At 63.3% G+C, this 21,368-nt stretch carries 14 protein-coding genes; 5 read left to right on the top strand and 9 right to left on the bottom strand.

The window, feature by feature from the left end:
• Positions 1-39: 39 nt before the first annotated feature.
• From QX071_RS17455 to QX071_RS17440, 4 genes are read right to left on the bottom strand one after another with little or no spacing between them, the layout of a single operon-like run.
• A complete protein-coding gene (locus QX071_RS17455; protein WP_315703872.1) occupies positions 40-3,186 on the bottom strand; it encodes an efflux RND transporter permease subunit in 3,147 nt (1,048 codons plus the stop codon).
• Positions 3,186-6,311 (bottom strand): efflux RND transporter permease subunit, encoded by a 3,126-nt coding sequence (locus QX071_RS17450; RefSeq protein WP_315703871.1) that lies wholly within the window; start codon positions 6,309-6,311, stop codon positions 3,186-3,188. Before QX071_RS17450 ends, QX071_RS17455 begins: the two co-directional genes overlap by 1 nt.
• A gap of 30 nt (positions 6,312-6,341) precedes the next feature.
• The gene (locus QX071_RS17445; protein ID WP_315703870.1) at positions 6,342-7,652 is read right to left on the bottom strand and encodes an efflux RND transporter periplasmic adaptor subunit; all 1,311 of its coding nucleotides are present in this window, start codon (positions 7,650-7,652) and stop codon (positions 6,342-6,344) included.
• Positions 7,642-9,099 carry an efflux transporter outer membrane subunit gene (locus QX071_RS17440; protein WP_315704281.1) on the bottom strand — a complete coding sequence of 486 codons (1,458 nt, stop codon included), beginning with the start codon at positions 9,097-9,099 and terminating at the stop codon, positions 7,642-7,644. The genes QX071_RS17445 and QX071_RS17440 overlap by 11 nt, the downstream gene beginning before the upstream one ends.
• Positions 9,100-9,514: 415 nt before the next feature.
• Between QX071_RS17440 and QX071_RS17435 the strand changes: the two genes are divergently transcribed.
• The 4 genes from QX071_RS17435 (at position 9,515) to QX071_RS17420 (ending at position 14,145) form a co-directional block, all read left to right on the top strand.
• Positions 9,515-10,828 (top strand): NAD(P)/FAD-dependent oxidoreductase, encoded by a 1,314-nt coding sequence (locus QX071_RS17435; protein ID WP_315703869.1) that lies wholly within the window; start codon positions 9,515-9,517, stop codon positions 10,826-10,828.
• A gap of 2 nt (positions 10,829-10,830) precedes the next feature.
• Positions 10,831-11,655, top strand: a complete 825-nt coding sequence (locus tag QX071_RS17430; protein ID WP_315703868.1) for a DUF1365 domain-containing protein — start codon at positions 10,831-10,833, stop codon at positions 11,653-11,655.
• Positions 11,656-11,777: 122 nt separating this feature from the next.
• A complete protein-coding gene (locus tag QX071_RS17425) occupies positions 11,778-13,007 on the top strand; it encodes a cyclopropane-fatty-acyl-phospholipid synthase family protein (RefSeq protein WP_315703867.1) in 1,230 nt (409 codons plus the stop codon).
• 103 nt (positions 13,008-13,110) lie between these two features.
• Positions 13,111-14,145 (top strand): cysteine synthase A, encoded by a 1,035-nt coding sequence (locus tag QX071_RS17420; protein ID WP_315703866.1) that lies wholly within the window; start codon positions 13,111-13,113, stop codon positions 14,143-14,145.
• 44 nt (positions 14,146-14,189) lie between these two features.
• On the opposite strand, the gene QX071_RS17415 is transcribed toward QX071_RS17420, so the two are convergent.
• Genes QX071_RS17415 through QX071_RS17400 form a run of 4 tightly spaced genes read right to left on the bottom strand, consistent with a single transcriptional unit; the run spans position 14,190 to position 18,732 of the window.
• Positions 14,190-14,933 carry an amino acid ABC transporter ATP-binding protein gene (locus QX071_RS17415; protein WP_315703865.1) on the bottom strand — a complete coding sequence of 248 codons (744 nt, stop codon included), beginning with the start codon at positions 14,931-14,933 and terminating at the stop codon, positions 14,190-14,192.
• A 33-nt stretch (positions 14,934-14,966) separates the two neighbouring features.
• Entirely contained in the window at positions 14,967-16,487 is a 1,521-nt protein-coding gene (locus QX071_RS17410; protein ID WP_315703864.1) for an amino acid ABC transporter permease, read from the bottom strand.
• Positions 16,484-17,689 carry an amino acid ABC transporter permease gene (locus tag QX071_RS17405; RefSeq protein ID WP_315703863.1) on the bottom strand — a complete coding sequence of 402 codons (1,206 nt, stop codon included), beginning with the start codon at positions 17,687-17,689 and terminating at the stop codon, positions 16,484-16,486. Before QX071_RS17405 ends, QX071_RS17410 begins: the two co-directional genes overlap by 4 nt.
• Before the next feature lie 26 nt (positions 17,690-17,715).
• Positions 17,716-18,732: an amino acid ABC transporter substrate-binding protein gene (locus QX071_RS17400; RefSeq protein ID WP_315703862.1), complete on the bottom strand. Its 1,017-nt coding sequence runs from the start codon at positions 18,730-18,732 to the stop codon at positions 17,716-17,718.
• A gap of 293 nt (positions 18,733-19,025) precedes the next feature.
• Here QX071_RS17400 and metC point away from each other — a divergent pair, with 293 nt between their 5' ends.
• Entirely contained in the window at positions 19,026-20,219 is a 1,194-nt protein-coding gene (metC, locus tag QX071_RS17395; protein WP_315703861.1) for a cystathionine beta-lyase, read from the top strand.
• Positions 20,220-20,289: 70 nt separating this feature from the next.
• Here the strand turns inward: metC and QX071_RS17390 are convergent, their stop codons facing one another.
• On the bottom strand, positions 20,290-21,318 hold the full coding sequence (locus tag QX071_RS17390; RefSeq protein ID WP_315703860.1) for a hypothetical protein: 1,029 nt from the start codon (positions 21,316-21,318) through the stop codon (positions 20,290-20,292).
• Between the last annotated feature and the right edge of the window lie 50 nt (positions 21,319-21,368).

Raw genomic sequence — 21,368 nt, 5'->3', positions numbered from 1 at the left:
AGGCCGAGTGTCGCGATCCGACAACGGGCAAGCCACGCGCTACGAACCAGGTACGGTCGGCGGCCAAATCCAGCGGGCCAGGGTGACGACAAACCAGCCGATCTTGGATAGCAGGCGGAAATTCCGGACCCGATCGATCAGCAGATAGATGACCGGCGTCGTATAGAGCGTCAGCACCTGGGACACCAACAGCCCGCCGATGATGGTGATGCCGAGCGGGCGGCGCAGTTCGGTTCCCGGGCCGGTCGCGATGACCAGCGGAATGCCGGCGAACAGCGCGGCCATCGTCGTCATCAGGATGGGGCGAAAGCGCGCGGAGCACGCCTCGAAGATCGCATCCGCCGAGGACAGCCCGCGCTGCTGCTCGGCCTCCAGCGCGAAGTCCACCATCATGATCCCGTTCTTCTTGACGATACCGATCAGGAGGATGATGCCGACAAAGGCGATGACGGTAAGCGGCGTGTTGGTGATTTGCAGGGCCAGCAGCGCGCCGAGTCCGGCGGACGGCAGAGTCGAGATGATCGTGAACGGATGGGCCAGACTCTCATAAAGCACACCGAGCACGATATACATCGCCGCCAAAGCGAACAGGATCAGCACCCACTGGCGCCCGCTGGTCTTGGCGAAGTCGCCGGCATTGCCGTCGAAGCTGCCACGAATGCCCTCGGGCATATGCAGCTCGTCGACCGCACGCTGGATGTTCGCGGTCGCCGCCTGCAACGTTACGTCCGGCAGCAGGTTGAACGAAACCGTGGTCGACGGAAACGATTGCGAATGGAAAACGGCGAGCGGCGACAGGCCGCGCTGGGCGTGCACCACCGCTGACAGCGGCACCTGGGTGTCACCGCTGCCCGCCACGTAGATACGGTCGAGGTTCGACGGATCGGTCTGGAATTTCGGATCGGTCTCGATCACCACCATGTATTGGTTGCGCTGGCTGTAGACGATCGAGATCTGACGCTGCGCAAAAGCATTGTTCAGCGCGTTGTCGATGTCCTGCACACGAACGCCGAGCATCGACGCCTTCTGCCGGTCGATCGTGAGCGACAACGCCAACCCGCCGGGATCGCGATCGCTGGAAATATCGGTGATCCCCTCCACCGTCTCCATGCGCTTGGCAACGATCGGCGCCCATTTCTGCAACAGGTCGAGATCGGGACTGGTCAGCGTGTACTGGTAATCCGAGTCGCTCTGGCGCCCGCCGGTGCGGACATCCTGGGCGGCAAACATGAACAGGCGAATGCCCGGCACCATGGCGAGGTTGTGCCGGAGGCGGTCGATCACGAGTTGGGTCGAGATGCCGCCGCGCTCCTCGGGCGGCTTCAGGCTGATGAACATGGTGCCGCGGTTCGAGGTGCCGCCGCCAGGCCCGCCACCAGCGCCAATGATCGAACCAATGCCGGCAACTGCCGGATCGGCCATGACGATGTCCGCAAGGCGTTGCTGCAGCCCGAGCATCGACTGGAACGAGATGTCGGCGGAGGCGCGGGTGGCGCCGATGACAAAGCCGGAATCGTCAATCGGGAAGTAGCCCTTCGGGGTCTTGATGTAGAGCGTCACCGTCAACGCGATCGTGGCGAAGAACACCAGCAAGGTGAGCAGCGGGAAGCCGAGCACCCCGCGCAGGCTCCAGGCATAGAAGCGGACCATCCGCGACAACGTGCCCTCGACCAGCCGGTCGAACCAGCTGGCGCGGTCCGAGATCGCTTCCTTGATGTATTGCGCGCAGATCATCGGCGTCACCGTCAGCGACACCACCGTGGAGACGACGATCGCAAAAGTCAGCGTCAGCGAGAATTCGCGCAACAGCCGCCCGACCACACCTTCCATGAAGATCAGCGGGATGAAGGCAGCGACAAGCGAGAGACTGATCGAGAGTACGGTGAAGCCGATCTGCCTCGCTCCTTCGAGCGCCGCGCGGAACGGCGGCATGCCGTGCTCGAGATTGCGGTACATGTTTTCGATCATGACGATGGCGTCGTCGACCACGAAACCTACCGAGATTGCCAGTGCCATCAGCGACAGATTGTCGATCGAGAAGCCGGCGAGCCACATCCCAGCACAGGTGCCGGCGAGCGCCAGCGGTACGGAGACGCCGGCTGCGATCGTCGGAACAATCCGGCGCAGAAACACGAAGACCACGACCATCACGAGCGCTGCGGTCGCGAGCAACGTCCACTGCATGTCATCGACGGAGGCGCGGATCGTGCCGGTGCGATCGACCAGAATGGAGATGTCGAGGCCGGCCGGAATCCATTGCTTCAGATCCGGGATCAGCGCCCTCACCCGGTCGACCGTCTCGATCACGTTGGCATCGCCCTGCTTGCTGATCTGGATCAGCACCGCCGGCTGCTTGTTGAACCAGGCTACCTGGCGCACGTTGCGAACGGAATCCTCGACATCGGCGACGTCGGACAGCCTGACGAAATTGCCGTTGGAGCTCTTGATCAGGATGTCCCGAAATTGCACCGCATGGCGCATCTGCTTGTTGATCGCAATCGTCTCGCTCTGGCGGCCCCCTTCGAAAATGCCGACAGGCCCGAGCGGGTTGGCGTTCACGATCGCTGTCCTGACATCGTCCGTGGCGATGCCGGCATTGGCGAGCGCGACCGGGTTGAGCGCGATCCGCACCGCCGGCTGGTCGGCGCCGCTCACGGTCACATTGCCTACACCAGGTACCTGGAACAGCCGCTGCGCCAGCACGGTATCGGCTACGTCGTAGATGGCGCTGGTCGACATCGTCTTCGAGGTCAGGGCCAGCACGAACACCGGCGCTGCGGCCGTGTTCGCTTTCCGGAAACGCGGCAACGCCGGCAGATCGCTCGGCAGGTCCGCCAGCGCTGCATTGATCGCGGCCTGCACGTCACGCGCGGCCTTGTCGATATCGCGCCCGATCGAAAACTGGATCTGGATATTGGTCGTGCCGAGCGAACTCGTCGAGGTGATCTGATCGACGCCGGAGATTTCTCCGAGCCGTCGCTCCAACGGCGCCGCGACGGTACCTGCCATCACGGACGGATCGGCGCCCGGACGCGTCGCAGAGACGAAGATGGCCGGAAAATCGACGTTGGGCACTGGCGCGACCGGCAAAAACACGTAAGCCACGATCCCGACCAGGAACAGCCCGATCGAGAGCAGCGTGGTGCCGACCGGCCTCCGAATGAATGGCTCGGAGATCGACGCCATTACTGGATGCCCTCTGTGGCCCCGGCGATCGGGGGCGCATCGGGGCCGACCGGCGGCAGCGCCCGCTCCAGGGAGCGGTTGATGCGGTCGAGCGCGAGATAGATCACGGGCGTCGTGTAGAGCGTCAGGAGCTGGCTCAGCAGCAGGCCGCCGATGATGGAGATGCCGAGCGGAAAGCGCAGCTCGGAGCCGGTGCCGCTTTCGATCGCCAGCGGCAGCGCACCGAACAGCGCGGCCAAGGTTGTCATCATGATCGGGCGAAAGCGCAACAGACAGGCCTGCACGATCGCGTCATAGGGCGACATGCCCTCCTTTCGCTCCGCCTCGAGTGCGAAATCGATCATCATGATCGCGTTCTTCTTGACGATGCCCATCAAGAGGATGATGCCGATCAGGCCGATGACCGAGAGATCCTGCCCGAACGCCATCAGCGCCAGAATGGCGCCGACGCCGGCCGACGGCAGGGTCGAAAGAATCGTGATCGGATGGATGTAGCTCTCGTAGAGCACACCGAGCACGATGTAGATCGTCACGACAGCGGCCAGCACCAGCCAGGGCTGGCCGGCGAGCGATTTGGAAAATTCGGCGACATCGCCGGAATAGACGCCGCCAATGCTGCCGGGCATGCCGATCCGGTTCTCGATCGTCTTCACCGCATCGACCGCCTCGCCGAGCGAGGCACCCGGCGCCAGGTTGTAGCTCAGCGACACCGCAGGAAACTGCGCCTGGTGCGAGATCGCGAGCGGAGCCGTGGTCCGCTTCAATGTCGCGACCGCCGAGAGCGGCACCTGGCCGCCGGCGCCGGGCAGATAGAGTTTCGACAGCACGGATGGGTCGCGCTGATACATCGGCAGCGCTTCCAGCACCACGCGATACTGATTGGCCTGGCCGTAAATGGTCGAGATCTGCCGCTGCGCGAACGCATCGTTCAGCGTGTCGGTCACGCCCTGCAGATTGACCCCAAGCTGGCCGGCGCGCTGCCGGTCGATCGTGAGCTCGGCACGCAGACCGCCGTCCTGCGCCTCCGACGAGACGTCGCGGAACAGCGGATCGCGGCGCATCTCCGCGACCAGCCTGCCCGCCCATTTCGACACTTCAGCCGCATCCGTGCCCGTCAGCGTGTACTGATATTGCGAGCGGCTCGACTGCGTCGAGATCTGCACGTCCTGCACCGGCTGGAAATAGACCCTCATGCCGGGAATGACCGCGACCTTCTGCTTCAGGCGGTCGATCACGACCGCGACATTGTCGCGCCGCTCGCCGAGCGGCCTTAAGGTCATCACGAACTTGCCGACATTGGTGGTCGGGTTGACCGAGCCGGCGCCGATCACCGAAACGACGCCAGTGACGTCAGGATCGGATTGAATCGCAGCCGCCGCATCGGCCTGACGCTTCTGCATCTCGACGAAGGAGACGTCCGGCCCCGCCTCGGTGACGGCGGTGATCGATCCGGTGTCCTGCAGCGGCAGGAAACCCTTCGGCGCGACGACATAGAGCGCAATGGTCGTCGCCAGCGTCGCAAAGGTCACAGCCAGCGTGGCGCGCTGGCGCTCCAACACCCACAGCAACGTCCGGTGATAGAAGGCGACGGTGCGATCGATGAACCGACTGATCGCCATGAGGCCCGGGATCACCCACTCCTCATGCGTATGCTTGAGCAGCCGCGAGCACATCATCGGGGTCAGCGTCAGCGACACCACCGCCGAGGTCACCACCGCGATCGTCAGCGTGAGCGCAAATTCGCGGAACATGCGGCCGACCAAGCCGGTCATGAACAGCAGCGGGATAAACACGGCGATCAGCGACACCGTCAGCGAGATCACGGTGAAGCCGATCTCGCTAGCGCCACGCAGCGAGGCGCTCATCGCCGACTCGCCCTCCTCCATATGGCGGACGATGTTCTCGATCATCACGATGGCGTCGTCGACGACGAAGCCGGTGCCGATCGTGAGCGCCATCAGCGATAGATTGTCGAGGCTGAAGCCGGCGAAATACATGATGCCGAAGCTCGTGATCAACGACAGCGGCAATGCAACGCCGGCGATGATGGTGGCGCGCATCGAGCGCAGGAACAGCAGCACCACCAGCGTGACCAGCACCACGCTGAGGACCAGCGTGAACTGCACGTCATGCACCGAGGCCCGGATCGTCACGGTGCGGTCGCTGACGATGTTCAGCTTCACGCCGGCCGGAATCGTCCGCTGCAGCTTCGGGATCTCGGCCCGGATCTGGCGGACGACCTCGATGACATTGGCACCGGGCTGACGCTGGATGTCGATGATGACGGCCGGCGTACCTTGGTACCAGCCGCCGGTGCGCTCGTTCTCCAGCCCATCGACGATGGTCGCGACGTCGGCAATCGTGACCGGCGAGCCGTTGCGATAGGCGATGATGATCGGCTTGTAGGCGTCGGCGGCCGCGATCTGATCATTGGCGGTGATGGTGTAGGCCTGCTGCGCGCCGTCGAGCGAGCCCTTCGGCCCCGAGACATTGGCGCCGGCGATGGCACTGCGCAGATCCTCCATGCCGATGCCGTAAGCGGCCAGCCGCCCCAGGTCCGCCTGGATGCGCACGGCGGGCTTAAGGCCGCCGAGGACGGAGACGCGGCCAACCCCGGACACCTGGCTCAGGCGCTGCGCCAGAATGGTGTCGGCGATATCGCTCATCGCGCGCAGCGAGATCGTGCCCGACGTCAGTGCGAGCGTCATCACCGGCGCGTCGGCCGGATTGACCTTGGCGTAGGTCGGCGGATACGGCAGCGTCTTCGGCAAGACGCCGGCGGCGGCATTGATCGCCGCCTGCACGTCCTGGGTCGCGCCGTCGATGTCGCGGCCGAGATCGAACTGCAACGAGATCTGGCTGACGCCGAATGAGCTGGTCGAATTCATCGCGCTCAAGGACGGAATCTGGCCGAGCTGCCGCTCCAGCGGCGCGGTGATCAGCGACGCGATGACATCGGGGCTCGCGCCCGGCAGCTGCGTCGTCACCTGCACCGTCGGGAAATCGACCTGCGGCAGCGCCGAGACCGGCAGCGCGAAATAGCCCAACAGACCGCCGATCAGGAGCGCCACCCCGAGCAGCGACGTCGCGATCGGACGACGAATGAAGGGTTCGGATACGCCCATCCGCACGAGGCTCCTAGCCGCTGATCTGCGTCATGGCTGCGGCCTCCCGCCACCGCCTTTTGCCTGGCCCTTGGATTGTTCCTTGGGCTGATCCTTGCCCTGCGCATTCCGGCTGCCGCGCTTGCGTGGCGCCAGATCGGCGGTCGGGGTCTGCTCATCGTGACCGACGATCACCTTGGCACCATCGGCCAGATTGGCAAAGCCGGTGGTCACAACCCGGTCCGAGGACGTCAATCCGCTGGCGATCACCGCCTCGGACTCATTCTGCTGCGTCACCGTGACAGGGCGCGCCGAAACGATATCGCCCTCGCCGACCACATAGCTGAAGGTGCCGACGGGCCCCCGCTGCACGGCGGCGGTCGGGACCACGATCGCGCTGGCAAGGGTCTCCACCTTCAGCCGAACATTGACGAACTGTCCCGGCCAGAGCTGGAACTTCGCATTGGGAAATTCGGCCTTGAGCTTGAGCGTGCCCGTTGTCGAATCCACCTGGTTGTCGATGCCCTTGAGCGTCCCGGTATCGATCACGGTCACGCCGTCATTGCCGAAGACGTCGACGGCAAGCGGCCCGGCGCCCGCTGCTGCGTTGACCCGCATGATCTGCTGTTGCGGCAGGCTGAACTGGACTGCGATGGGCTGCAGCTGGGTGATGATCACGAGGCCGGTCGCATCGGCCGCATGGACGATGTTGCCCTGGTCGACCTGGCGCAGGCCGGCGCGTCCCGAGAGCGGCGCGACGATCTTGGTGTAGCTCAACGTCGCCGCAGCATTGTCGATGGCGGCCTGATCGGCCTTGATCAGCGCCTGCTGCTGCGCGACCGTCGCGCGCTGAGTATCGGCCTGCTGCTTCGAGCCGGCATTGCTGGCCGCGAGTTGCTCATAGCGCTGCAGATCGAGCTTCTGGTTGGCGAGCTGGGCCTCGTCCTGCGCCTTCTTGGCGACCGCCTGGTCGTACTGCGCCTGGTAGATCGCAGGATCGATCTCGGCGAGCACGTCGCCCTTCTTGACGTCCTGTCCTTCAACGAAATTCACCGCGATCAGCTTGCCGTCGACCTGCGAGCGCACCGTCACCGTGTTGAGCGCGCGCACCGCGCCGACTCCGTCCAGATAGACCGGGACATCCTTGGTGATCGGGGTCGCGGCAAGCACGGGGACCGGCAGGTCCGGCCGCTGCATGCGCAGCCCGGCCTGCCGCTGCTGGATCGCGCTCCACCCGATGTAACCGAGACCACCGAGGATCACGAGCGTCAGCACGGCCGCGACCAGGCGCCGGCCCCGCCTGGATCGCTTTACAGGCTCACCCTTTGTGTCGGTTCGTTTCTGGTCCGGTTTAAAGAGCATCGACCGGTTTCTCCACTTTCGGCTCCCAGCTGCCCCCCAGCGCCTGATAGAGGCTCACGATGGCCTGGAGCCGTGCGAGCTGCGCTTGCCAATACACGTCTTCGGCCTGAAATAGCGTCAATTGCGTATTCAGCACGGTCACGATATCGGCAGTGCCGGCGCGCAGTTGCTGTTCGGAGAGTTGGAACGCCCGCCGCGACGATGCCAGCACGTCACGCTGCAGCTGCAGCCTGATCGTGGTCTGTTTGATCGAATACAGCGCATTATCGACGTCGGTGAAGGCCTGGACCACCGTCTTGCGATAGGTCTGCAACAGCTCATCCTGGCGTGCCTTGGCGTTCTCGAAATTACCGAGAATCCGGCCGCCGTCGAAGATCGGCTGGGTCGCACTGCCGACCAGGCTGAAGAAGGCGGCATGCGGCTGGAACAGCGACACCAGCGCCGAGCTTTGATAGCCGCCTTGTCCGGTCAGCTGAATGCTCGGAAAGAATTGCGCGCGTGCATTGCCGACGTTTGCGGTTGCAGACGCCAGTTGCGCCTCCTGGCGGCGAATGTCCGGACGCTGCGTCAGGAGCTCCGAGGGCAGCCCCGGCGTCACGCGTGGCGTCCTGATCTGGTCGAGGGAACCACCTTTGACATGGATGCTTTCGGGGGGGCGCGACACCAGAACCGCCAGCGCATTGATATTCTGGTCGAGCGTCTGCCGCAGCGGCGGCACGGCCGCCTTCTGGTTGGCCAGCACGCTCTCCTGTTGCGCGACGTCGAGATCAGTGCCGGTGCCGGCCTTCTGCCGCTCGCGGATGGCATCGAGCACGCGCTGGGCGCTGGCGATGTTGCGCTCGGCGGTACGAAGACGATCTTGAGCGGCGAGCACCTGGAAATAGGCGTTGGCGACGCTCGCGAGCGTGGTCAGCGCCGTTACATCGCGATCGAAGCGGTTCGCGATCGCGGTTTCCTCGGCGGCCTGGAGCGCATCACGGTTCTGGCCGAAGAAGTCGAGCTGGTAGCTCGCCGCAAGCGAGGCTTGGTAGTTGACGACCTCGCGGCCGCCATTGGTGAGGCCGCTGGCGCTGGATCCGGAGGTGCGTGAATAGGTCTCCTGCCCCGTTGCCGTGAGGCTGGGCAGTAGCGCTGCGCCGGCCTGCCGGGCCAGCGCGTCGGCCTGCTTGAAACGGGCAACCGCCGCGGCGATGTCGAGATTGACCCGCTGCGCCTCCTCCATCAGCTCGGTGAGCTGCTTCGAGCCGAAGCCGCGCCACCAATCCAAGGAGGGAGGAGCGACCGAATCCGCCCCTGCGGCGTGCTTGTAGCGACCTGGGACGTCAAGCGCCGGATCCGGAAGATCCTGGGTCAACAGGCAGCCGGCCGAATTCGCCGCAAGTCCGACCGCCGCCAGCCATCGGATCGCACGACGCAAATGCGGGCGTGCCGGCCTGGCCGCCGTCATCACGCCAAACTGGGTCACATCCGGTCTCCGCAGGCCGAAGAAGCCGCAAGGGCGGAGCGCACGCGCGCATAGGTGCAGACGCGGGCGGCCTCGTCGACGACGATGTGCAAGCTGGACACGAACGTAATGCTTCCCTGTGATCTTGCCGATCATACTACCCGCGCGAACGCACGACGGACAGTCCTGCCGCAGCTCTGTCCCCTTCGCGGCAATCTCCTTCCGCTATCCAGAATGGGACGGATTCCCCGCATTTTTTGCGGTTTTCTGCGGCCAAAGCGGCCTCAGCACAGCCCGCATTCTTACCAAGATTTCATATCCGGCGAACCATTTTGACCGCAGCTGTGCTGTCAAAGCCGCGCCTGAAACCTTTCACGGGACGCACCGTATCTCGCACATCCTGGTCGGGGGGCTTTGAATGCGAGTCGCAGTGATTGGAACGGGAATTGCGGGCAACGCTGCGGCCTGGGCGCTGTCACGGCATTATCCAGTTACTGTATATGAGCGCGAGCTTTGCCCGGGCGGCCACAGCCACACGGTCACGATCGACTATGATGGAGCCCCGATTGCGGTCGATATCGGCTTCATCGTCTACAACGAGCTCAACTATCCCGAGTTATCCGCCCTCTTCGACCACCTGGGCGTGGAGACGATCGAAAGCTGCATGAACTTTGCGGTTACGGCGGACGAAGGCCGCTTCGAATGGAAAGGCGGCGGCAATACTTGGCTCGAGACGGCCAAGGGCCTGTTCGCCCAGCCCGCCAATCTGATCTCCTCGTCGTATCTTTGGATGCTGCGCGACATTGTCACCTTCAACGAGCAAAGCGTCGCCGACTTCAAGGCCGGCCGGCTCGCAGGCCTCTCGCTCGGCGAGTATTTTCGCAGCAACCATTTCGCCCCGCGCCTGCTCTCCGATTATCTGGCGCCGATGGGCGCGGCGATCTGGTCGGCACCGGCCTCCGAGATTCTCGACTTTCCGGCCGAGAACTTCATCGCCTTCTTCAACAACCATCGTCTGCTGCAATATCACCGGCCGGTGTGGCGCACCGTCAAGGGCGGCAGCCGCAACTACGTTCAGAAACTGACGTCCGCCTTTCGCGGTTCGCTGCGGCTCGGCTGCGCGGTAACGGCGGTCGAGCGAACATCCCAGGGCGTCGTCGTTCGCGACAGCTTCGGCCACCGCGACAGCTACGATCACGTCGTCATCGCTGCCCACAGCGACCAGGCGCTTTCGATGCTGAGCGATGCCGACACGCAGGAGCGCGACGTTCTCGGCGCTATCAGATATTCCCCGAACACGATCTACCTGCATCGCGACATCAGGCTGATGCCAAGGCGCCAGCGCGCCTGGGCCTCATGGAATTTCCTGCGCTGGCAACGCGAAGGCACGCCGCTCAATGACGTCGCGGTCACCTATTGGATGAACAATCTGCAGGGCATCGACCCGGACAAGCCGCTGTTCGTCAGTCTCAACCCGCCCTTTGCCCCGGCCCCCGAACTCACCTTCGGCAAGTATCTTTGCGAGCATCCGCAATACACTGCCCCGGCCTTTGCCGCGCAGAAGCGACTGCCGGACATTCAAGGCCATCGCCGCACCTGGTTCTGCGGCGCCTGGACCGGCTATGGCTTTCATGAGGACGGGCTGCGCTCCGGCCTCGCCGCAGCGGAAGCTCTGGGCGCGGTCGCGCCCTGGCGCAAATTGCCGCCACAGCTCGCTCAAGCTGCGGAATGATCATGGGCTTCGCGACGACCGATCCGCCACCAGCTGCCGCCGCGCTCTATTTCGGCGATGTCATGCATGCTCGGCTGCGCCCACGGCACCATCGCTTCGCCTACCGCGTGATGAGCTTGTTGATCGATCTCGACCAGCTCGACCAGGCGGGGCAGCAGTCTTTCCTGTTCGGCACCAATCGCCGGGCGCTCTATAGTTTTCGCGAGATCGACCATGGCAAGTGCGACGGATCGTCGCTGCGCGACTATGCGCAAGCCAGCGCCGCCGCGCACGGGATCGACCTTTCCGGCGGACGCGTGCTGCTGCTCTGCTATCCGCGCCTGCTCGGCTATGTGTTCAATCCGCTGTCGGTCTATTTCTGTTACCGCGCAGACGGCAGTCTGGCACTCATGATCTACGAGGTCCGCAACACCTTTGGCGATATCACCCCTTACGTGCAGCCGGTCAAGCCGGGCGAACTCACGGATGCGGGCCTCAGGCAGGCGCAGGAGAAGTCTTTCTACGTCTCGCCCTTCATCGACATGGCGATGCGTTACGATTTCCGCATCGTCCCACCGGGCGATGAGGTCAAGCTGCGCATCCTGGAGAGCGGCCCAGAAGGTCCTGTGCTCGCCGCCACTTTCCTCGGCCGCCGGCGCGCTCTGACCTCGGCCGCCTTGCTGCACGCCTTCGTGTCGCTTCCGCTTGTCACTTTCAAGGTCTTTGCCGCCATCCACTGGGAAGCGCTGCGGCTTTGGCTCAAGGGCATTGCCCTGGTGCCCCGTCCGGACAAGCCTGGTCCGCAGAGTTCCAATACCGGCTTGGCGAGTCGGGACAGCCACGCTTAATATATTGCCGCGCTGACGGCTCCCCGGCGGCGCGCTTTGGTCCGGAAGGCTCGTTCTTGCCACGCTGCGCCGATGGCACGACCATTCGGATGCAGAGCCGTTTTGCGTGAAATGGACCTCTCATGCCGGACGTGATTGCTGTCACCCCTGACAATATCGATCAGGTTCTCGCCGACCTGCCGCGGCTGGCCCGGCTGGCCCTCGGTTTCGGCGCAAAGCTGCGGCGCGGAACGCTCGACGTGACCCTGCTCGACCGGCGCGTGATCAGGCTCGGGGGGCTTGAGCCGGGCCCGGCCGCCGCCATGATCCTCCGCAATTACGGCTTCGCCTCGCGGCTGCTCAAGGGCGGCGACATCGGCATTGCCGAGGCCTATCTCAACGGCGATTGGGAAACGCCGGACTTGACGCAGTTTCTCTACCTGTTCTGCGTCAATCACGAGCTCCTGCAGACCATGCTCGAAGACAAGCCGCTGATCCGATTCGCCCAGATGGTACGGCACTGGTTCAATCGGAACACTCGACGTCAAGCGCGGCGCAACATCTACGCGCATTACGATATCGGCAACGCGTTTTACTCGGCTTGGCTCGATTCCAGCATGACCTATTCCTCGGCGATCTTCGAGGAGCACACGACCGACCTGACTTCAGCGCAGAAGAACAAGTACCGGCGGCTGGCCGAGGCCATCGACCTCAAGCCCGGACAGAAGCTGCTGGAGATCGGCTGCGGCTGGGGCGGCTTCGCCGAATATGTCGCCAAGACGTTCGGCGCCAAGGTCGTCGGCCTCACCATCAGCACCCAGCAACGCGATTTCGCCCAGCGCCGCATTCACGAGGCCGGGCTGGCTGATAAGGTCGAGATCAAGCTGCAGGATTATCGCGACGAGCGCGACCGCTACGACCGCATTGCCTCGATCGAGATGATCGAAGCGGTCGGCGAGCAGTTCTGGCCAAGATATTTTTCGCAGTTGCGAGATCGACTGCTGCCCGGCGGCTTGGCCGGCATCCAGGCGATCACGATCCAAGATAGCATGTTCCAGCACTATCGCCGGGAAGTCGACTTCATCCAGCGCTACGTGTTTCCGGGTGGCATGCTGCCATCGCCGCAGATCCTGAAGACACTCGGCGAGCGATTTGGAATTCCTGTCGTGCGCGAGCGCATCTTTGGGCAAGATTATGCCAAGACACTCGCGATCTGGCGAAATAATTTCCGGGCGGCTTGGCCTAACCTGGTGCCCTCGGGCTTCGACGATCGCTTCCGTCGCCTGTGGGAGTATTATCTGTCCTACTGCGAGGCGGGATTCCTCTCCGGCAATATCGACGTCAGGCAGGTCGTGTTCGCGAAGGAGCGTTGAACGACCTGCCGGTCAACGCGTCTTGCACCGCGCCTTACGTGCGGCTGGATATCGCGCTAGGGTCTTCCTAGATGTTTCAGAGGATCCCTTACGGTATTGCGCCATGACAATTCGAAACGACGTCGTCGAGGCGATCGGCAACACGCCGCTGATCAAGCTCAAGCATGCCTCGGAAGCGACCGGCTGCACCATTCTCGGCAAGGCCGAGTTCATGAATCCCGGCCAATCGGTCAAGGACCGCGCCGGCAAATGGATGATCCTGGGGGCTGAGAAACGCGGCGAATTGAAGCCGGGCGGACTCGTGGTCGAGGCGACCGCAGGCAACACCGGCATTGGTCTCGCCGTGGTCGCGGCAGCGCGCGGTTATCGCACGCTGATCGTGATCCCGGAGACGCAGAGCCAGGAAAAGAAGGACATGCTCAGACTGTGCGGCGCCGAACTCGTCGAGGTGCCTGCTCTGCCCTTTTCCAATCCGAACAATTATCAGCATGTCGGCCGGCGCCTTGCCGATCAGCTCCGCAAGACCGAACCGAATGGCGTCTTGTTCGCCGACCAGTGGAACAACCTCGACAACGCCAACGCGCATTATGAATCGACCGGCCCGGAGATCTGGGAACAGACTGGCGGCAAGGTGGATGGGTTCATCTCCGCCGTGGGCACCGGCGGCACGCTGGCCGGCACGAGCCGCTACCTGAAGGAAAAGAACAAGGACATCGTCACGGCCTGCGCCGATCCGCATGGCTTTGCCATGTACAACTGGTTCAAGCACGGCGAAGCCAAATCGACGCCTGGCGATTCCATCACGGAAGGCATCGGAATCGGCCGGGTGACGCCGGTCATCGAAACCGCGAAGGTCGATACGGCCTTCCTGATCTCGGACGATGAAGCCGTCGGCATCATCTATGACCTGCTGCAGCACGAGGGCCTGTGCCTCGGCGGCTCGACCGGCGTCAACGTCGCCGGCGCGATCCAGCTCGCCAAGCAGCTCGGACCTGGCAAGACGATCGTCACCATCCTATGCGATTCTGGAAATCGCTATCAGTCGAAGCTGTTCAATCCGGAGTTCATGCGGTCGAAGAACCTGCCGGTCCCGGCATGGCTGGAGAAGCGCAGCGACATCAAGCCGCCATTCGTGTGAGGTGAATAGGGATCAGCGAATAATCTCCCTTATTCGCTCCCTCATCAGTGCCGCAGGATCTGGCTCAGGAACACCTTCGAGCGCGCGTGCTGCGGATTGGCGAAGAATTCCTGCGGCGTGTTGGATTCGATAACCTGGCCGGCGTCCATGAACACGACCCGGTTAGCGACTTCGCGGGCAAAACCCATCTCGTGGGTGACGACCAGCATGGTCATGCCCTCCTTCGCGAGATCGACCATGGTGTCCAGCACCTCCTTGACCATCTCCGGGTCGAGCGCCGAGGTCGGCTCGTCGAACAGCATCACCTTGGGATTCATGGTGAGCGCACGTGCGATCGCCACGCGCTGCTGCTGACCGCCCGACATCTGCCCGGGATATTTGTGCGCCTGATGCGGAATCTTGACGCGCTCCAGGAACTTCATCGCGGTGGCTTCCGCATCCTTCTGCGGAATGTTGCGGACCCAGATCGGCGCCAGCGTGCAGTTCTCCAGCACGGTCAGATGCGGAAAGAGGTTGAAGCTCTGGAACACCATGCCGACCTCGCGCCGGACTTCATCCACGCGCTTGAGGTTGGGGCCGAGCTCGATGCCGTCGACCGTGATCTCGCCCTCCTGGAATTCCTCCAGCGCATTGATGCAGCGGATCAACGTCGATTTGCCGGAGCCCGACGGGCCGCAGATGACGATACGCTCGCCCTTGGCGACGCCGAGATTGATATCGCGCAGCACGTGGAAATCGCCGTACCATTTGTTGAGGGCGGCAATGTTGACGATCGGGTTGGTGGTCATGGGATCACTTTGAGCTCTCTTGCGCGATGCTGGTCAATGGCGCCGGTGCGCATTCAACCGGCGCTCCACGAACAGCGCGTAGCGCGACATGCCGAAACAGAAGACGAAATAGATCATTCCCGTGAAGGCGAAGCCGGTGAAGGCCGTGGTCGGCGTCGCCCAGGTGGGATCGGAGAACGATGCACGCAGGCTGCCGAGCAGATCGAAGATCGCAACGATCGAAACAAGCGATGTGTCCTTGAAGAGCGAGATGAAGGAGCCGACCAGCCCCGGAATGACATGGCGCAGCGCCTGCGGCAGCACGATCAGGAAGGTCGTCTTTGCCCAGGACAGGCCCAGGGCGCTCGCCGCCTCGCCCTGCCCGCGCGGGATCGCCTGCAGGCCGCCGCGGATGACTTCCGCCTGGTAGGCGCCGGAGAACAGCGAGACGCCGATCAGCGCACGGAGCAGTCCATCCACCGTCATGTTGCCCGGCAAGAACAGCGGCAGCATGTAGGTGGCGAAGAACAGCACGGTGATCAGGGGGACGCCGCGCCAGAGCTCGATGAAGGCGATCGAGAAGATGCGGATCAGCGGAATGGTCGAACGACGCCCGAGCGCCAGCGCGATGCCGATCGGCATCGAAGCGACGATGCCCGTGATCGATACAACCAGGGTGACCAGAAGCCCGCCCCACAGCCTGGTATCGACGACCTGAAGGCCGCCATGATCCAGGCCCATCAGGCCGATCACGACGCCGATACCGGCAAAGGTGACGATGCATTTGACGACCGCCCCCAGCGCGCGCCGGCCGCCGCCAAGGAACAACACCAGTGCCGAAACCAGAATGGCGGTGAGCGCAAGATCGATCCAGAGCGGCTGATGCGAATTCTGGATCTCCCCCCGCAACCAAGTCAGCGGCGAGATGATCCAGGACACCACCGTGCCGATCAGAACAATCAGCTCGCCGACCGCCCAGAACAGAATTCCGACCCCGGGCGTGTTCGCGCCGGCACGCAGCAATGCGCTGCCTGAGCTTTGGATGCTGTCGGCAAAAGCCGCCAGCAGGCTCGCCGTCCAGCTCACGCCAAAGCCCGAGAGGCCGCCGCCATAGAGCAGGAAGAAGGCCACCACCGGCAACGCCAGGAAGAACAGGCCGGCATTCAGGCTCTTGGCCGGAATGCGCGGAATCAGCAGCGGTACAAGCAGAACGACGGCGAGCAGGAAGGTGAGGTTTACGCGCCACCGTTCGGCTTCGGGATAGAAGCCGTAGACGAACTGCGTGATCTTGGCGCCGATGTAGGGCCAGCAGGCGCCGACCGGATGGCCGGCGTTCTGCGCCAGGCAGGCCTCGCGGTCCTGGCCGTGCCAGACCGCATCGACCAGCAGGAACTGGATCGCCGGGACCACCGTAAACCAGATCAGGGCCGCGCTGATGATCGTGAGCAGGACGTTGAGCGGTGAATTGAGCATCCGCGTCCGAACGAAGCCGACCAGTCCCGTTGTCCTGACTGGCGCTCGTCGTTCCGGCACCAGTTCCTGACGCATGAAGGTGGGGGCGGTGATGTCGCTCATGCGCCGAGCCTCTTACCCAGTCGCCAGCCGTAGAAGCTCATGATCGCACTCGTGATCAGGGAGATCAGCAGATATACGCCCATCGTGATCGCGATGATCTCGATCGCCTGTCCCGTTTGGCTGAGCGTGGTGCCCATGAACACCGAGACCAGCTCGGGATAGCCGATCGCGACCGCCAGCGACGAGTTCTTGGTGAGATTGAGATATTGGTTGGTGAGCGGCGGCAGGATCACGCGCAGCGCCTGCGGGATCACAATGAGGCGCAGCACTCGTCCGCGCGACAGGCCGAGCGAGACGCCCGCCTCCATCTGCCCCTTGTGCACCGACAGGATGCCGGCGCGCACCACCTCGGCGATGAACGCCGCCGTATACATCGACAGGGCTACGGTCACCGCGACGAATTCCGGAATGACCCGTGAGCCGCCGGCGAAGTTGAATCCTTTCAGTACCGGCACTTCGAACTCGACCGGCTTGCCGAACACGAGCGCCGAAATCAGGGGCAGCCCGACCAACACGCCGATCACGTAGGGCCAGATCCGGATCTCATGCCCCTTCAGGAACAGCTCCTGCCGCGCATAGCCCCGAAGCCCGAGCGCGGCAATCACTGCGATCGCAAGCGCGATCAGGAACGGCACAAGTCCGGGCTCGGCAATTGGCCATGGAATCACCAAGCCGCGATTGTTCAGATAGAAGCTTCCGAACAGCGAGATGCTTTGCCGCGGTGCAGGCAGCGCCGCGAGCACGGCGAGATACCAGAACAGGATCTGGAACAGCACCGGCAGATTGCGAATGATTTCCACGTACGCACCCGCCACGCGCGCCAGCAATCCGTTCGGGGACAGCCGGCCGAGCGCGACGATGAAGCCAATGATCGTGGCAAAGAAGATCCCGATGACCGAGACCAGCAGCGTATTGAGCAGCCCGACGAGGAACACGCGGGTGTAGCTGCTCGATCCGGAATACGGAATCAGGCTCTGGCTGACGTCAAAGCCTGCCGTATTGTTCAGGAATCCGAAGCCCGAGGTGATGCGTTGAGCTTCGAGATTGGCGCGGACATTGGCTACGATCTCGAAGCCAATCCACGCCAGCGCTGCGACGAACAGGATCTGCAGGACGAACCCGCTCCACCCTGCGCGGCCGCCCAATACGCGCTTCAGGCGAAGCGCGTATTGCGGCGGAGGGGACCTCGCTTCGATACTCATCGCCCCAGCTCCCGACCCCGTTGGTCTTAGCGGATCGGCGGCGCGTACTGGATTCCACCCTTATTCCAGAGCTGGTTCAAGCCGCGCGCGATCTGCAGCTTGGAGCCGGTCCCGACATTGCGGTCGAACGACTCGCCATAATTTCCGACAGCCTTGATGATCCGGTAGAGCCAATCCTTGGTGAGACCAAGCTGCTCGCCGAGATTGCCGTCGGTGCCGAAGGCGCGCTTCATGTCCGGCTTATCCGACTTGGCCATCTCGTCCACGTTCTTCTGGGTGATGCCCATTTCCTCGGCGTCGACCATTCCGAACAGCACCCACTTGACGATGTCGAACCACTGGTCGTCGCCATGGCGCACCATCGGCCCCAGCGGCTCCTTCGAAATCACTTCAGGCAACACCACGTGGTCGGCGGGATTGGCGAGCTTGAGACGCTCGGCATAGAGCTGCGAGACGTCCGAAGTGACGACGTCGCAGCGGCCGGATTCATAAGCCTTGAAGGTCTCGTCCGCGCCGGCGAATGCGATCACCTCGTACTTCATGTTGTTGCCCTTGAAGTAGTCGGCGAGGTTCTGCTCGGTTGTGGTGCCGGTCTGCACGCACACCGAAGCACTGTTGAGCTCCAGCGCTGAATTCACCTTCAGCGACTTCTTCACCAGGAATCCTTGCCCGTCGTAATAGGTCACGCCGGTGAAATTGGCGCCCAGCGAGGTGTCGCGCGACAGTGTCCAGGTCGTATTGCGCGACAGCATGTCGATCTCGCCGGACTGCAGCGCGGTGAACCGGTCTTTGGCCGACAGCGGTACAAACTTGACCTTGGTCGGATCGTTGAAGATGGCCGCAGCGACCGCGCGGCAAACGTCGACGTCCAGTCCGGTCCAGTTGCCCTTGTCATCCGGCGAGGAGAAGCCCGGCAGGCCCTGGCTCACGCCGCAGGACAGCATGCCCCGGTCCTTGACCGTCTTGAGCGTGTCGGCGTGAGCGCCGGGGCTTGCGACGGCGGTGGCGAGGGCAAGGGTGAAAGCCAGAGAAACGCGTTTCATGGGCACAGCCTTTCGAGGGTCGTCCTGAGCGTTGATACCTCACGCAGGTCAACGGGGCCGACCGGAATCCGCCATTGCAAACGCCATACCAGAATATGGCGTCCTTCGCGCAAAATGGACCGGAAATCGCGGCAAGCCCCTCAACGTGCAGCGATGGAATAGCGGCGCCATCACAGAACGACTGGCCTGCCGGGTCAAGGGGTTGACGCCCCTCTTCTGCATTCTGTTATTAACATTCCTGATCTGGATGAAATCCTGTCACCTGAACGACCGGAAAAAGACGCGGCGAACGCATGACATTTTCAAACGACGGCGCTGCGGCAGCGCAACAACAGGTTGAGACCCGGCTGGTGACGGCCGGCCGCAACCCAGACGCCCAATATGGTTTCGTCAATCCGCCTGTCGTTCATGGTTCCACCGTGCTTTATCCGACGGCCGACGATCTTCATGCGCATCGTGGCGAATTCCAATACGGTCGGCACGGCACGCCGACCACCAAGGCGCTGCAGGAGGCGCTGATCGCGCTGGAGGGGCCGCAATGCGCAGGCGTCGGCCTTGCGCCCTCAGGCCTAGCGGCGATCTCGACCACCCTGCTCGCCGTGCTCAAGGCCGGCGATCATGTCCTGGTCTGTGATAACGTCTATCGTCCCACGCGCAATTTCTGCACCGGCCTCCTGGCACGCTATGGCGTCGAGACCGGCTTCTTCGACCCGCAGATCGGCACAGGAATTGGGCAACTGCTCAAGCCTAATACACGCGCGGTGGTCGTGGAAGCGCCCGGCTCGCAGTCCTTCGAGATGCCGGACATTCCGGCCATCGCCGCGGTTGCGCATGCGCATGGCGCGCTCGTGATCGACGACAACACCTGGGCCACTCCGCTCTATCACCGCTCCCTCGAGCAGGGCGTCGATATCAGCATCCAGGCCGCCACCAAATATATCGGCGGTCATTCCGACATCATGTTCGGCACGATCTCGGCGAATGCGGCGGCGTGGCCGCTGGTCTCGGAAGCGATCCGGCTGCTCGGCGTCTGCGCCGGTCCGGACGATGTGTTCCTGGCACTGCGCGGCCTGCGCACCCTCGGCGTGCGTCTGGCGCAGCATTATCGTTCCGGCCTCGAGATGGCGCGCTGGCTCGCAGGTCGACCGGAAGTCGCGCGGGTGTTGCATCCCGCGCTCGAAACGGATCCGGGACATGCGATCTGGAAGCGCGATTTCACCGGAGCCTCCGGCCTGTTCAGCATCGTGCTGCAGCCGAAACCGCAAGCTGCCGTCGATGCGCTGCTCGATACGCTCACGCTGTTCGGCATGGGATATTCGTGGGGCGGCTTCGAGAGCCTCGCGATTCCGTTCGACTGCACGAGCTATCGCACCGCAACCCGTTGGGCGCCTGAAGGTCCGACCTTGCGGCTGCATATCGGGCTGGAGAATGTCGAGGATCTGAAGGCCGACTTCGAGCGCGGTTTTGCCGCGTTCAACGCGGCCTGAGACATCTGCCTGCAGCCCGGCTCCGTTGCTTCATGATCGAGGTCTATCCCTCTCACGCCAGAACGTTGCGCTAATTGCCGCTCTCCTGATCGGCCCGTCCTCCCAAGGAGGTCAAGAACCGCAGCGCGGCGTCGCGCGTTTCGGAAGAATTGAGGATCCCGAGATGGGCGGTGGCGAGGACCGGATCGAATTGCCCCTGGTCAACAAGGTCGATCGTCTCGGCACCGGCAAGACCGGCGCTGGCGGTGAAATCATGCGCCTTGCCGTCGCGATCTTCGGCGGGCACGCCCGGGAGGGTGCCATCCGGCAGACTGTTATAGACGAAGTCGGGTGTTCCCGGCTTGTTGCGGATGACCAGGTAACGCGTGGGACCTGGCGTCTCGCCGGCGCCGTTCAGGACGCTGAGGAGTTGCGTGTGGTCGGAGCCGTACTCATCGCATAGCGCGCTGTGCGGCGTGAAGCCGCCGCCGCTCGGCAGCTGATAGACGTTGGCCGGATTGGGCGAGCAGTCGACAATGCCGTGATTGGGACCGTCGATGGCAACCAATGCCCGCACCTTGCGATAGGCATTGTCCTGCAGCATCCATTCGCGCGCCACGGTAACACCGAGGCTGTGGGCGACGATGTCGATGCGCTTGGCGCCGGTGAAATCGAGCACCGCTTTGACGAATTCGCGCAGCATCGGAACCGCCGTAGCCGTCGTGTGCGAAATGCCCGAGCGATGGGTGTTGTCCTGCGCCAGATCACACTGGTCGCCTTGATAACCCAGCCCCCAAAGCTCGCTCGCGCGGTAGCCGTGATCGATGAAGAACTGCGCAAAGGCCTGCATGCGCCCGAATGGATTGCAGGCGGTCGGGAACGGCGTATCGTTATTGCCGTGGAGGAAGATGATCGGGACGTGCTCGACGCGACCCACATCGGAGCCGAAGCCAATCACCGGCTGACCGAGATAGAAATTCCGGATCACCGGGAAACGATCGGGAAACGTCGTGCCGATCGCGCCACTGTCGCCTGGCGAGGCGGCGGTCGCCGATCCTCCAGGGCATAGCTGGAGCAGAATTGCGATGACAGGCGCAACGCAAAGAATTTTTCTGGTCATGGTTCCCTCCCCTGGGAATATTCACCATCCTGGCGCACACATACTGGTTC

The organism is Bradyrhizobium sp. SZCCHNS1022, assembly GCF_032484835.1.
Taxonomy (GTDB): domain Bacteria; phylum Pseudomonadota; class Alphaproteobacteria; order Rhizobiales; family Xanthobacteraceae; genus Bradyrhizobium.
Note: the sequence above shows the minus strand (reverse complement) of the source record. Positions and strands in the feature narration are given on the sequence as shown.